11 protein-coding genes are annotated in these 12,782 nt (G+C 54.2%); 7 read left to right on the top strand and 4 right to left on the bottom strand.

The window, feature by feature from the left end:
* Positions 1–123: 123 nt before the first annotated feature.
* Together ACRDCA_RS14560 and rfaH are read right to left on the bottom strand one after the other, a co-directional pair.
* A complete protein-coding gene (locus tag ACRDCA_RS14560) occupies positions 124–666 on the bottom strand; it encodes a stationary phase growth adaptation protein (protein ID WP_438690169.1) in 543 nt (180 codons plus the stop codon).
* 261 nt (positions 667–927) lie between these two features.
* Positions 928–1,416: a transcription/translation regulatory transformer protein RfaH gene (gene rfaH / locus ACRDCA_RS14555; protein WP_438690168.1), complete on the bottom strand. Its 489-nt coding sequence runs from the start codon at positions 1,414–1,416 to the stop codon at positions 928–930.
* Positions 1,417–1,647: 231 nt separating this feature from the next.
* Between rfaH and pepE the strand changes: the two genes are divergently transcribed.
* The 3 genes from pepE (at position 1,648) to fre (ending at position 4,813) form a co-directional block, all read left to right on the top strand.
* Complete coding sequence (gene pepE / locus ACRDCA_RS14550; protein WP_438690167.1) at positions 1,648–2,373, top strand: dipeptidase PepE; 726 nt, start codon at positions 1,648–1,650, stop codon at positions 2,371–2,373.
* Positions 2,374–2,586: 213 nt separating this feature from the next.
* Positions 2,587–4,083, top strand: coding sequence for a 4-hydroxy-3-polyprenylbenzoate decarboxylase (gene ubiD / locus ACRDCA_RS14545; protein WP_438690290.1), 1,497 nt, complete (start codon positions 2,587–2,589; stop codon positions 4,081–4,083).
* Between the two features lie 28 nt (positions 4,084–4,111).
* Entirely contained in the window at positions 4,112–4,813 is a 702-nt protein-coding gene (gene fre / locus ACRDCA_RS14540; protein ID WP_438690166.1) for an NAD(P)H-flavin reductase, read from the top strand.
* Positions 4,814–4,960: 147 nt separating this feature from the next.
* Here fre and fadA read toward each other — a convergent pair whose 3' ends face one another.
* On the bottom strand, positions 4,961–6,124 hold the full coding sequence (gene fadA / locus ACRDCA_RS14535; RefSeq protein WP_025121811.1) for an acetyl-CoA C-acyltransferase FadA: 1,164 nt from the start codon (positions 6,122–6,124) through the stop codon (positions 4,961–4,963).
* A 10-nt stretch (positions 6,125–6,134) separates the two neighbouring features.
* Positions 6,135–8,327: a fatty acid oxidation complex subunit alpha FadB gene (gene fadB, locus ACRDCA_RS14530; RefSeq protein WP_438690165.1), complete on the bottom strand. Its 2,193-nt coding sequence runs from the start codon at positions 8,325–8,327 to the stop codon at positions 6,135–6,137.
* A gap of 308 nt (positions 8,328–8,635) precedes the next feature.
* On the opposite strand from fadB, the gene pepQ reads away from it, so the two are divergent.
* From pepQ to hemG, 4 genes are read left to right on the top strand one after another with little or no spacing between them, the layout of a single operon-like run.
* Positions 8,636–9,967, top strand: coding sequence for a Xaa-Pro dipeptidase (pepQ, locus tag ACRDCA_RS14525; RefSeq protein WP_438690164.1), 1,332 nt, complete (start codon positions 8,636–8,638; stop codon positions 9,965–9,967).
* On the top strand, positions 9,967–10,581 hold the full coding sequence (locus ACRDCA_RS14520) for an IMPACT family protein (RefSeq protein ID WP_438690163.1): 615 nt from the start codon (positions 9,967–9,969) through the stop codon (positions 10,579–10,581). The genes pepQ and ACRDCA_RS14520 overlap by 1 nt, the downstream gene beginning before the upstream one ends.
* 35 nt (positions 10,582–10,616) lie before the next feature.
* The gene (trkH, locus tag ACRDCA_RS14515) at positions 10,617–12,068 is read left to right on the top strand and encodes a Trk system potassium transporter TrkH (RefSeq protein WP_025121807.1); all 1,452 of its coding nucleotides are present in this window, start codon (positions 10,617–10,619) and stop codon (positions 12,066–12,068) included.
* 23 nt (positions 12,069–12,091) lie between these two features.
* The gene (gene hemG / locus ACRDCA_RS14510) at positions 12,092–12,625 is read left to right on the top strand and encodes a menaquinone-dependent protoporphyrinogen IX dehydrogenase (protein WP_438690162.1); all 534 of its coding nucleotides are present in this window, start codon (positions 12,092–12,094) and stop codon (positions 12,623–12,625) included.
* Positions 12,626–12,782 lie beyond the last annotated feature (157 nt).

The following is a 12,782-nucleotide window of genomic DNA, read 5'->3' as shown; positions in this document are numbered from 1 at the left end:
TGGATATTGATGTTTCCAGACATCCCGCTACCAACGCAAGTTGGTCAGGCCAAGTCCGGTAAAGGCGCTTCTGAATACCAGAGATCCTCTGGCGAAACCCACCTTAAGGTGGGTTTTGTTATTTCAGGGATGGGGTAATGATTTACCGGTCATGAGATTGTGAGCGATGACATAAAATCCCACCTTCCCGCCGCCAGGTCTTGCAGTCACTGGATAGGCGCTGGTCACATGTAGCCTGAGTTTTTTCTTTTCCCGGAATGCCTTGAACGGAACATGATAAAAACAGCGTTCACCTTCTTCATTCAACACCTCCACGACGGCATAGCTGCCATGCCCCGCATGGATAATACGCTGTTGGTCGAGCGATAGCATAATCTCCCTGAGATAGCGTTTTGCCAGCCCATAGCGCAACTTGCAGAACGGTCTAGACTCTCGGGGAGAATGATACATCAGCGTTCTTTTCTCATCCTCACTCTGTTCTGGATACGCTTTGCAAAAGCAGTGACATGAATAAGAAACGATGAATTTATATACTCTATCTACCTTGCCCTCACAGTGGTGCGTGTAGGTTACGGTATGGGCATCCAGAAAGGAAAGGTCCCATGATTCACCCTCTACATCGATGAAAGGGTGCCACTTTTTCACCTCGTCGATATTCACGGTCACCTTTCTCCTAACGCAAAGGCTAGATTTTAACCGTTGTCACGACCCAATGAATTAGCGAATAAAGTAATGCGTGTGCTGGCTGAATCGCCTACGGTTCACTGCTCGTTTGACTGTGTGAGGGGCTTGTGTGATGTATCAGAACGATAAGTTTGTACTTCACCGGGCGTGAATGTGCGTTCTAAGAAACTTTATTGAAAACTGTTCAGGAATTGGCGCGATATCAGCATACACAAAACAGGCACCCTCGGGTGCCTGTTTGCGTTACAGCTTCTGGAACTGCCGGTTATCGATGCTCTGGTTAATCTGCTTGTTGATCAGATTCAGCAGCAGCATGGAACGGGCTTCACCATCGGGTTCGGTGTAGATCGCATGCAGGCCCTCGAACACGCCATCGGTGATCAACACCGTATCGCCTGGTTGTGGGGTCTCTGGATCCACATAGTGTTCTTCACTATGCGTCTGGAGCTCTTCGATGACCTGTAAAGGTATCTGAGTCGGTAACGCGCCAAAACGCACAAAGTGGCTGACACCACGGGTTGCGCTGATCGTGGTGGTGTGAATACGCTCTGGATCGAATTCAACAAACAGGTAGTTGGGAAATAGTGGTTCGCTCACGGCAGTACGCTTGCCACGCACGATTTTCTCCAACGTAATAATTGGGCTCAGGCAGTTGACGGCTTGCCTTACCAGGTGTTCCTGTGCCCGTAAGAGCTGGCCGCGCTTACAATAAAGTAGATACCAAGATTCCATAGTTTCACATGCCTTTCTGTCAGCCGCTAAGCATACCAAAAGCCACTACGGATACCTAGTGACGCAAGTATCCATCTGTTGCAGCAATCTGCCGTAGCCAGCATAAAGTCACACATTTGTTTGCCTGGTTCAGGTATAACAATAGGCCTAAAATTTGCGACGGTCACAGCATGGCGGGCAAGCCTGATGCTCAGCGTGACATCTTTATCATTCTTGCACTGGGGGAGAGACATGGAGCTATTTTTACTGAGTAACGGCAAACTTTCCGGCGAGGCCGAACTGCTCGGCTATGCCAAGAGCCAACTGTTGGCGATGATTGAACGCCGCAACATCACGTCAGCCGTATTTATTCCTTATGCCATGATCCGCGGGGATTACGACCAGCGGGCAGGGGATCTGGCGCAGACGTTGGGCATCAAGGTCACCAGTATCCACCATGCCGAGTGCCCGGCAGAGGCGATCGCGCAGGCCGAGTGTATTCTGGTCAGCGGCGGCAATACCTGGATGCTGAACCAGATGCTGCATGAAAATGGCCTGATTGTGCCGATCCAACGTGCCGTGCGTGAACGCGAAGTGCCGTATGTGGGGTGGAGTGCTGGCTGTAACGTGGCGACACCGAGCATCCGCACTACCAACGACATGCCGGTGCGCAACAGCGTCGTATTGCCTGCGCTGGGTTTGTTCCCGGTACAGATCAACCCGCACTATATCGATGCCCATATCAGCGGACACATGGGCGAAACCCGTGATGAACGCCTGGCAGAGTTCTGTGCGGTGAATCCAAGCGAGTCGGTTGTCGCGCTGCGCGAAGGTAGCCTGCTGCACGTTTGTGGTAACGATCTGCGCTATTTCAGCGCCAGGGAGCAGGGCTTCAAGGTGTTCCGCCATGGGGTAGAAACTCAGGAATTTCAGGATACCTTGGCACTGCGCTCGCTGGTGCCGTTCACCTGCCATTGAGATCGCAAAACTGGCTAGATTGGGCAAGAAGGTTGTTACGCAGCATTGTGGTGACAACCCAAACTAGTAGCGCTAATGTGGGCAGATTGGCTAGAATTTGTTAATCTATCCCTTCGCTGTGAAACGCCTTAAAATCAGCCAGTTAATTAAATGTCGAAGCAGATGGTGATTTTGCTGGTTCGGCGTTTAAATCTTCTACAAATCAATGGTGTAATGGCTTGCATGAAATACCGTGACCTACGCGATTTCCTCTCGTTGCTGGAAAAGAGAGGGGAACTAAAACGCATCAGCCAGCCGATTGATCCCTATCTGGAAATGACAGAAATCGCCGATCGTACGCTGCGTGCGGGCGGCCCGGCGCTGCTGTTCGAAAATCCGAAAGGCTATGATATGCCGGTGCTCTGCAACCTGTTCGGTACGCCCAAGCGGGTCGCGATGGGGATGGGGCAGGAAGACGTCAGCGCGCTGCGCGAAGTGGGCAAACTACTGGCGTTTCTCAAAGAGCCTGAGCCACCGAAGGGTTTTCGCGATCTGTTCGACAAGATGCCCAAGTTCAAACAAGTGCTGAATATGCCGACCAAGGTGCTAGGCTCAGCCCCGTGCCAGGAACAGGTGTGGCAAGGGGAAGATGTCGATCTCGGCCGTATTCCGGTGATGCACTGTTGGCCGGAAGATGCCGCTCCATTGGTGACCTGGGGGCTGACGGTGACACGCGGCCCGCATAAAGAGCGCCAGAATCTGGGGATCTATCGCCAGCAGGTATTGGGCAAGAACAAGCTGATTATGCGCTGGCTCTCGCACCGTGGCGGCGCCCTCGATTATCAGGAGTGGTGTCAGCAGCATCCGGGTGAACGTTTCCCAGTGGCCGTTGCGCTGGGTGCCGATCCGGCGACCATTTTGGGTGCGGTGACGCCAGTACCGGATAACCTGTCTGAATATGCCTTTGCCGGGTTATTGCGCGGCAACAAGACCGAAGTGGTCAAATGCCTGTCCTGCGATCTTGAAGTCCCGGCCAGCGCGGAAATTGTGCTGGAAGGTTATATCGAGCAAGGGGAACTGGCGCCGGAAGGCCCATATGGCGATCACACCGGTTATTATAACGAAATCGATCACTTCCCCGTGTTTACCGTGACTCACATTACCCAGCGGCGCGACGCGATCTATCACTCGACCTATACTGGCCGTCCGCCGGATGAACCTGCGGTGATGGGGGTAGCGTTAAACGAAGTGTTTGTGCCGATCCTGCAAAAACAGTTCCCGGAAATCGTCGATTTCTATCTGCCTCCTGAAGGGTGTTCTTACCGTCTGGCGGTGGTGACCATCAAAAAACAGTACGCCGGGCACGCCAAACGCGTAATGATGGGGGTCTGGTCTTTCCTACGCCAATTTATGTATACCAAGTTTGTCATCGTCTGCGATGACGACGTGAATGCACGCGATTGGAATGACGTGATTTGGGCGATCACCACCAGAATGGATCCGGCAAGGGATACCGTTCTAGTGGAGAATACACCGATTGATTACCTGGACTTCGCTTCACCGGTTTCCGGGCTGGGATCGAAGATGGGCCTGGATGCCACCAATAAATGGCCGGGAGAAACCCAACGAGAGTGGGGCCGTCCGATCAAGATGGATGAGAAAGTGCGTGCGCGCATCGACGACATCTGGGATGAGCTCGCCATATTCAGTGACCGAGAACCGACGCTCTAGCGCCAGTGATGACCCGACAGAGGAACGCATGACAATCCTGAGCTGTAAAGTGACCTCCGTAGAGGCCATTACCGATACCGTTTATCGGGTACGTTTGGTGCCAGAGGCACCCTTTTCGTTCAAAGCAGGGCAATACCTGATGGTCGTGATGGATGAGCGTGATAAACGCCCATTCTCTGTGGCCTCGACGCCAGCGCAGCAAGACTATATCGAGCTGCATATTGGTGCTTCTGAACTGAACCTGTATGCCATGGCAGTGATGGATCGCGTGCTGAAAGAGCAGGCTATCACCGTAGATATCCCGCATGGTGAAGCCTGGCTACGTGAAGAAAGCGAGCGTCCGCTGGTGTTGATTGCCGGTGGTACCGGGTTCTCTTACGCACGTTCGATTTTACTGACGGCGCTCGAACAGCAACCCAATCGCGATATCTCGATCTACTGGGGTGGACGTGAGCTGAAGCACCTTTACGATCTCAGCGAATTGGAGGCGATTTCGCTGCAATACCCAAGCCTGAAGGTCATCCCGGTGGTTGAACAGCCGGAAGAGGATTGGCGTGGCCGCAGCGGCACGGTGCTGAGCGCGGTGTTGCAGGACTTTGGTTCGTTGTCTGAGCATGACATTTATATTGCCGGGCGTTTCGAGATGGCGAAAATTGCCCGTGAGCGTTTCTGTGCCGAGCGTGGCGCACTGGAAGCGCATATGTTCGGCGATGCCTTCGCGTTCATCTGATTGAATACGCAGCAGTCAAAACGGGGTGGCCAGGTGCCGCCCCGTTTTTATTGGCGCGCTAGAAATAAAAAAACCCGCCCCTGACAGGCGGGAAGTACGGCAAAAAAAACTTTTGGGATGCTCCAGGGAGCATCCAATCAGACACAGCTAGATGCGTTCAAACACCGTGGCGATCCCCTGGCCCAGGCCGATGCACATGGTGGCCAGACCAAACTGCACGTCGCGGCGCTCCATATTATTCAGCAGGGTGGTAGAGATACGCGAGCCGGAACAGCCTAACGGGTGGCCCAGAGCAATGGCACCGCCGTTGAGGTTGATCTTGTCGTCCATGCTATCCAACAGCCCCAGATCTTTAATGCATGGCAGTGATTGGGCGGCAAAGGCCTCATTCAATTCAAACAGATCGATATCCTGCACGCTAAGACCGGCACGTTTGAGCGCCAGTTTGCTGGCTGGCACCGGGCCATAGCCCATGATAGAAGGATCGCATCCCACCACCGCCATTGAGCGGATGCGGGCACGAGCCTTCAGACCTAGCGCCTTGGCGCGGGATTCGCTCATGATCAGCATGGCGGAAGCGCCGTCAGACAAGGCGGAAGAGGTGCCTGCGGTGACGGTGCCGTTGACCGGATCAAACGCCGGGCGCAATGCAGCCAGGCTGGCAACGGTGGTTTCCGGGCGGATCACTTCATCATAATCGTAACGAGTCAGTATGCCGTCGGCATCGTGGCCAGTGGTCGGGATAATTTCATTTTTGAAATAGCCGGCTAACGTTGCAGCGTGAGCACGTTGGTGGGAGCGGGCGGCAAACTCATCCTGCATCTCGCGGCTGATATTGTGCATTTTGGCCAGCATTTCTGCGGTCAGGCCCATCATTCCGGCGGCTTTTGCCACGGTACGGCTCAGGCCCGGGTGGAAGTCTACGCCGTGGTTCATCGGGACGTGGCCCATATGTTCCACACCGCCGATCAGGCTGACCTGTGCGTCACCCACCATGATAGCGCGAGCGGCATCATGTAAAGCCTGCATCGAAGAGCCACACAGGCGGTTCACCGTGACTGCCGGTACGCTATGCGGGATCTCGGCTAACAATGCGGCGTTACGGGCGATGTTGAAGCCTTGCTCCAGCGTCTGCTGCACGCAGCCCCAGTAAATATCATCAATTTCAGCGGCATTCAGCGCCGGGTTACGGCTCAGCACGGCACGCATCAGATGAGCGGAAAGGTCTTCCGCGCGTACCTGGCGGAAAGCGCCGCCTTTTGAGCGGCCCATCGGCGTACGTACGGCATCAACAATAACTACGTTTTCCATCTTTATAACCTCATGCCGGTTGGCCAGTGGAGATATCAGACAGCGCCGCTGTCGCCACCGGGTAGTAGCTTTCATTACGTTCCGCCTTGGCACGCAGACCGGCGGGCACCTGATACAGCGCCCCCAAATCGGCGTAACGTTGGGCCATTTCGACGTAATTGGCGGTGCCGATGGTATCCAGATAACGGAATGCACCACCGTGGAACGGCGGGAAGCCTATGCCGTAAACCAGCGCCATATCCGCCTCTGCCGGGCTGGCCACGATGCCTTCCTCCAGGCAGCGTACCACTTCGTTGATCATCGGGATCATCATGCGGGCGATGATCTCTTCACTGCTAAAAGCCTGTGCCGGTGCGCTTACGCTTGCCAGCAGCGTGTCGGTTTGCTCGTCGTTGTCTTTGCGCGGCTTGCCTTTACTGTCTTGGCTGTAGCGGTAGAAGCCCAACTGGTTTTTCTGACCGAAACGCTGGTTATCGAACATTACGTCGATCGCATCACGGTAATCTTTGTTCATACGTTCCGGGAAGCCGTTGGCCATCACCGCCTGGGCGTGGTGAGCCGTATCAATACCGACCACATCCAACAGATACGCCGGGCCCATCGGCCAGCCAAACTGTTTTTCCATCACTTTATCGATCTGACGGAAGTCGGCACCGTCGCGCAGCAGCTGGCTGAAACCGGCGAAATACGGGAACAGCACGCGGTTCACGAAGAACCCAGGGCAGTCATTGACGACGATCGGCGTTTTGCCCATGCGGGTGGCGTAGGCCACCACGGCGGCAATGGTGCTGTCGCTGGTGTGCTCACCACGGATAATCTCAACCAACGGCATGCGATGCACCGGGTTGAAGAAGTGCATACCGCAGAAGTTTTGCGGGCGCTTCAGCGATTTTGCCAGGTGATTGATCGGGATGGTTGAGGTATTGGAGGCCAGCACGGTATCTTCGCCGATCAACGCTTCCACTTCAGACAACACTGCCGCTTTCACCTTAGGATTTTCAACCACGGCCTCGACAATCAGTTGAGCGCGTTCGATACCGGCATAGTCCAGCGTGGGTTGGATGGTTGACAGCACCTGTGCCATCTTCAGGCCATCCAATTTGCCGCGCTCCAGCTGTTTATTCAGCAGCTTGGCCGCTTCATTCATGCCGAGGGTCAGGGATTTGTCGCTGATGTCCTTCATGATCACCGGCACGCCTTTCAGCGCAGATTGATAGGCGATACCGCCACCCATAATCCCGGCACCCAGCACGGCAGCCTGTTTCGGGGCTTCAACGTTCTTGGCCAGCTTTTTCGCCTGGCTTTTTACGAACTGATCGTTAAGGAAAATGCCCACCAGGGCGCGCGCTTCGTTAGAACGGGCCAAAGGCACAAAGCTGGCGGTTTCCAGCTTCAATGCCTCGTCACGGCCTAACTTGGCGGCTGCCTCGATGGTTTTAACGGCAGTCATCGGTGCAGGGTAATGTTTCCCGGCCGTTTGCATCACCATGCCTTTGGCGGTGGTGAAACTCATCGCTGCTTCGATTGGGCTAAGCTTCAGTGGTTCCAGCTTCGGCTGGCGGTAGGCACGCCAGTCTAGCTGGCCGTCGATCGCCTGTTGCAGCACTTTCAGCGCGGCTTCCACCAGTTTTTCCGGTGCGACCACGGCGTCGACTAAGCCGACCTTCAGTGCGTCTTTCGCGCCGATATCTTTGCCGGCAGCAATGATTTCCAGCGCGCTGTCGTTACCCAACAGGCGTGGCAGGCGCACGGAACCCCCGAAACCCGGCATGATACCCAGCTTGGTCTCCGGCAGGCCGATACGTGCATCTGGGGAGGCGATACGGAAATCGGTCGCCAGGATACATTCGCAGCCGCCGCCTAACGCATAACCGTTAATGGCGGCGATGGTCGGCACCGGCAAATCTTCCAACCGGTTGAAGATGCTATTGGCAAACACCAGCCATTCATGCAGCTTTTCTGCCGGGGCGGCAAACAGAGAGAGGAACTCGGTGATGTCGGCTCCCACGATGAATGCGGATTTGTCAGAGCGCAGCAGCAGCCCTTTCAGCCCGGTTTGCTGTTCCAGCACCTCGAGTGCGGCACCCAGGCTGGCAACGGTGCTGGTATCCAGCTTGTTGATCGGGCCTGGTGCGTTGAACACCAGCTCGGCGATGCCGTTGTCGAGCCAGTGTACTTGTAATGTTTCGCCTTGGTAGAGCATGTCGATCTCCTGAATCAGCGCAGTTGATCTGGTATGACCAGATGATGAGGAGTGTGGTTTTTATGTTAATAAATTGCAAATAATAGATTGCATATTTGCAAACCGGATCACAGGCGTAATGGCTAATCGATTGATTCTAAATCAAGTTATTTTTATGCATGTTACGGCAAACGTTGGCACGTTGCGGATGGCTGCAACTTGTTTGTTGTGGTTTGCGAAGCAGGCCTGATGCAAGAGGAGATGGGGTTGGAGCATGGGATCAGTGTGTTAAGATGGCTCATTCCGTTCTGAGGCATAAGGGTATTGTGATGGAAACGCTGGCTTCTTTGTATAACGACCACCTGGCAACACTGCAACAACGAACTCGTGAAGTATTAGAGCGCAATAAACTGGATGCGTTGCTGATCCATTCAGGAGAACTGCAACGCGTCTTCCTGGACGATCACAATTATCCGTTTAAAGTGAACGCCAACTTCAAGGCGTGGGTGCCGGTAACGTCGGTACCGAACTGCTGGCTGTGGGTGGACGGCGTTAACAAACCAAAGCTGTGGTTCTACTCCCCGGTGGATTACTGGCATAGCGTTGAACCGCTGCCCAACAGTTTCTGGACTAAATCCATCGACCTGCTGCCGCTGGCCAATGCCGACGATATCGCCAGCCAACTGCCGCAGCAGCGCGAGCGTGTGGGCTATATCGGCTACGCACAGCAACGCGCGCTCTCTCTTGGTATTGCGGCCGAAAACATCAACCCGCAAGCGGTGCTGAATTTCCTCGATTTCCGTCGCTCAATCAAAACCGGTTATGAGCTGGCCTGCATGCGCGAAGCGCAGAAAACGGCGGTGATGGGGCACCTTGCCGCTCAGGAAGCCTTCCAATCAGGCATGAGCGAGTTCGATATCAATCTGGCCTATCTGACCGCCACTGGCCACCGTGATACCAACGTGCCTTATGACAACATTGTTGCCCTGAATGAGCATGCGGCGGTGCTGCATTACACCAAGCTGGATCATCAGCCGCCGGCCGAAGCTCGCAGCTTCCTGATCGATGCGGGGGCTGAATACAATGGCTACGCCGCCGACCTGACTCGCACCTATGCGGGCCAGAGCGATAATGCGTTCGCCCATCTGGTGAAAGATCTTAATAGTGAGCAACTGGCATTGATAGACACCATGAAAGCCGGGGTACGCTATACGGATTATCATGTTCAGATGCATCAACGTATCGCCAAGTTGTTGAAAAATCATAAGCTGGTCACTGGTATTAGTGAAGAGGCGATGGTTGAACAAGGCATTACCTGCCCGTTCTTGCCGCATGGTCTGGGCCATCCGCTGGGTTTGCAAGTGCATGATGCCGCTGGTTTTATGCAGGATGAAAATGGCACTCATCTGGCCGCTCCGGCAAAATATCCGTTCCTGCGCTGCACGCGTATCATGCAGCCTGGCATGGTGCTGACTATTGAACCGGGCCTGTACTTCATTGAGTCCCTGTTGGCCCCTTGGCGTAGTGGCGAATTCAGTAAGCACTTCGCCTGGGATCGCATCGACGCGCTGAAGCCTTACGGCGGTATCCGCATTGAGGACAATATCGTGATCCACGAAAAGCGTATTGAGAATATGACGCGCGATCTGAACCTGGCCTGATGCAGCCTTACCCCATTCCTGGCGCTGTGATCAGCGTCAGCGAAGAGATAAAGAAAAGCCGCTTCATTACTCTGCTGGCGCCAACCTGCGGGGTAGAAGCGGCAAAGGCTTTTGTGCAGCAAGTGCGTGAAGAGCATCCAACGGCCAGGCACCACTGCTGGGCTTTTGTTGCTGGTGCACCTAATGATTCGCAGCAACTGGGGTTCTCTGATGATGGAGAACCTTCAGGTACTGCGGGTAAACCTATCCTGGCGCAGCTTATGGGCAGTGGGATTGGAGAGATAACCGCGGTGGTAGTGCGCTATTATGGTGGGATCAAGCTGGGGACCGGTGGTTTGGTGCGGGCATACGGCAGCGGTGTACAACAGGCACTGAAGCAACTGGTTGTCAGCTATAAGGTGCCGCAGCTCGAATATACCTTGCAGTGCGACTATGCTCAGCTGGCGCTGGTAGAAAATTTGCTGCAGCTGAGTGAAGGGCAGATTGTGCATGGGGAATATGGTGCCGCCGTGGTGTTGCATCTCGCGTTACCGGCCACGGGCATTGAGGCATTCGGGAATAAATTACGCGATCTCAGCCGCGGAAGTTTGCAATTAGTCCCTATATCGCAATAATCCCCACCAACTGAATTGTTAAGGATCGTGCTGAAATGCATTTTCGCGCCATAACCCGTATCGTGGGTCTGCTGGTTATCCTGTTTTCCGGGACAATGTTTATTCCTGGCCTGGTGGCATTGATATACCGCGACGGAGCGGGGCGGGCATTCAGCCAGACCTTCTTTGTGGCCGTGACCATTGGCTTGATGCTGTGGTGGCCAAACCGTAAACAAAAGCATGAATTAAAACCGCGTGAAGGTTTCCTTATCGTGGTGTTGTTCTGGACCGTGCTGGGCAGCGTGGGGGCATTACCTTTCCTGTTTTCCGAACGACCCAACCTCTCTCTGACAGACGCCTTTTTTGAATCCTTCTCTGGTTTAACCACCACCGGTGCGACCACTCTGGTAGGGTTAGACTCATTGCCCAAAGCCATTTTGTTCTACCGCCAAATGCTGCAATGGATGGGGGGGATGGGGATCATTGTGCTAGCCGTCGCCATACTGCCTATTCTCGGCGTTGGGGGTATGCAGCTCTACCGTGCGGAAATGCCTGGTCCGTTGAAAGACAATAAAATGCGTCCGCGTATTGCCGAAACGGCCAAAACCCTGTGGCTGATTTATGTATTGCTGACGGTAGCCTGTGCTTTGGCGCTGTGGGGTGCCGGAATGTCGGTGTTCGATGCTATCGGCCATAGCTTTTCAACTATCGCCATTGGCGGTTTCTCTACGCACGATGCCAGCGTGGGTTACTTCGCCAGCCCAACTATCAACACCATCATCGCCGTTTTCCTGCTGATCTCCGGCTGTAACTACGGCTTGCACTTCGCCTTACTCAGCGGACGTAGCTTGAAAGTGTACTGGCGTGATCCAGAATTTCGCATGTTTATCGCCGTGCAGTTCACCTTGGTGGCGGTGTGTACCGTAGTATTGTGGTGGCACGGTATATATAGAAGCGGCATGGAAACCCTTAATCAGGCGTTCTTCCAGGTCGTATCAATGGCCACCACCGCAGGCTTTACCACCGACAGTATCGCCAAATGGCCGCTGTTCCTGCCAATGCTTTTGCTCTGCTCTGCGTTTATCGGTGGCTGCGCAGGTTCAACCGGCGGCGGCCTGAAGGTGATCCGTATCCTGCTGCTGTATCTGCAAGGGTCGCGCGAGTTGAAACGGTTAGTGCACCCGAATGCGGTTTACACCATCAAATTGGGTAACCGCGCGTTGCCGGAACGTATTCTTGAAGCCGTGTGGGGATTCTTCTCCGCCTATGCATTGGTATTTATCGTCAGCATGCTGGCCATTATTGCCACCGGTGTGGATGAGTTCTCAGCCTTTGCTGCGGTAACGGCTACGCTTAACAACCTGGGGCCAGGCCTCGGCGTTGTCGCCGATAACTTTACTACCATGCCGCCACCGGCCAAGTGGGTACTGGTCTTGACCATGCTGTTTGGTCGTTTGGAAGTGTTTACGCTGCTGGTTCTCTTCACACCGACCTTCTGGCGTGAGTAATCTGTATATAAAGGAGTAACGCCATGAAGGCATTGATTCTCTATTCGAGCCGCGACGGACAAACTCAATCTATTGCTTCTTATATAGCTAACAAGTTGCAGGAGACCCTGGGCTGCGATGTTGTCGATCTGCAACAGGCAGAGCATATCGAGCTTGGGCAGTACCAACAGGTACTTATCGGGGCTTCGATACGTTATGGGCATTTCAATACGGCTTTGCACCGCTTTGTGAAGCAGCATGCTGAGCAACTGAACCAAATGCCTAGTGCGTTCTTCGCGGTTAACCTGACGGCACGCAAACCGGAGAAGCGCTCACCGCAAACCAATGCCTACACTCGCAAGTTCTTATTGTCATCACCCTGGCAGCCAAAGCAATGTGCCGTGTTCGCTGGTGCGCTGCGTTATCCGCGTTATCGCTGGTTTGACCGCGTCATGATCCGCTTCATTATGAAAATGACCGGGGGGGAGACGGATACCAGTAAAGAAGTGGAATATACAGATTGGCAGCAGGTGGACCGTTTTGCCCAGGAATTCAGCCGCATCCAGTACGAAAAGTGATGGAAATGCTGCCTTGTGCAGCGTTTTGCCGAAAAAAGCCGCGCTTGAAAAGTTTTTTGAATTTAAGGGTTGCGCCCTTCTGAGAACTCCCTATAATGCGCCTCCACTGACCGGGAACAACGACTCCTCTAACGAGAACCAAGTCGCCCAGCCAGGA

Source organism: Serratia sp. (in: enterobacteria), from assembly GCF_051654945.1.
Classification (GTDB): domain Bacteria; phylum Pseudomonadota; class Gammaproteobacteria; order Enterobacterales; family Enterobacteriaceae; genus Chania.
Note: the sequence above shows the minus strand (reverse complement) of the source record. Positions and strands in the feature narration are given on the sequence as shown.

Excerpts from the sequence above, each read along its gene's own strand:
- fre (WP_438690166.1), top strand. The coding sequence starts at position 4,112 with ATGACAATCCTGAGCTGTAAAGTGACCTCCGTAGAGGCCATTACCGAT.
- ACRDCA_RS14520 (WP_438690163.1), top strand. The coding sequence starts at position 9,967 with ATGCAGCCTTACCCCATTCCTGGCGCTGTGATCAGCGTCAGCGAAGAG.
- pepE (WP_438690167.1), top strand. The coding sequence starts at position 1,648 with ATGGAGCTATTTTTACTGAGTAACGGCAAACTTTCCGGCGAGGCCGAA.
- fadB (WP_438690165.1), bottom strand. The coding sequence starts at position 8,327 with ATGCTCTACCAAGGCGAAACATTACAAGTACACTGGCTCGACAACGGC.
- ubiD (WP_438690290.1), top strand. The coding sequence starts at position 2,587 with ATGGCTTGCATGAAATACCGTGACCTACGCGATTTCCTCTCGTTGCTG.
- fadA (WP_025121811.1), bottom strand. The coding sequence starts at position 6,124 with ATGGAAAACGTAGTTATTGTTGATGCCGTACGTACGCCGATGGGCCGC.
- pepQ (WP_438690164.1), top strand. The coding sequence starts at position 8,636 with ATGGAAACGCTGGCTTCTTTGTATAACGACCACCTGGCAACACTGCAA.
- trkH (WP_025121807.1), top strand. The coding sequence starts at position 10,617 with ATGCATTTTCGCGCCATAACCCGTATCGTGGGTCTGCTGGTTATCCTG.
- rfaH (WP_438690168.1), bottom strand. The coding sequence starts at position 1,416 with ATGGAATCTTGGTATCTACTTTATTGTAAGCGCGGCCAGCTCTTACGG.
- hemG (WP_438690162.1), top strand. The coding sequence starts at position 12,092 with ATGAAGGCATTGATTCTCTATTCGAGCCGCGACGGACAAACTCAATCT.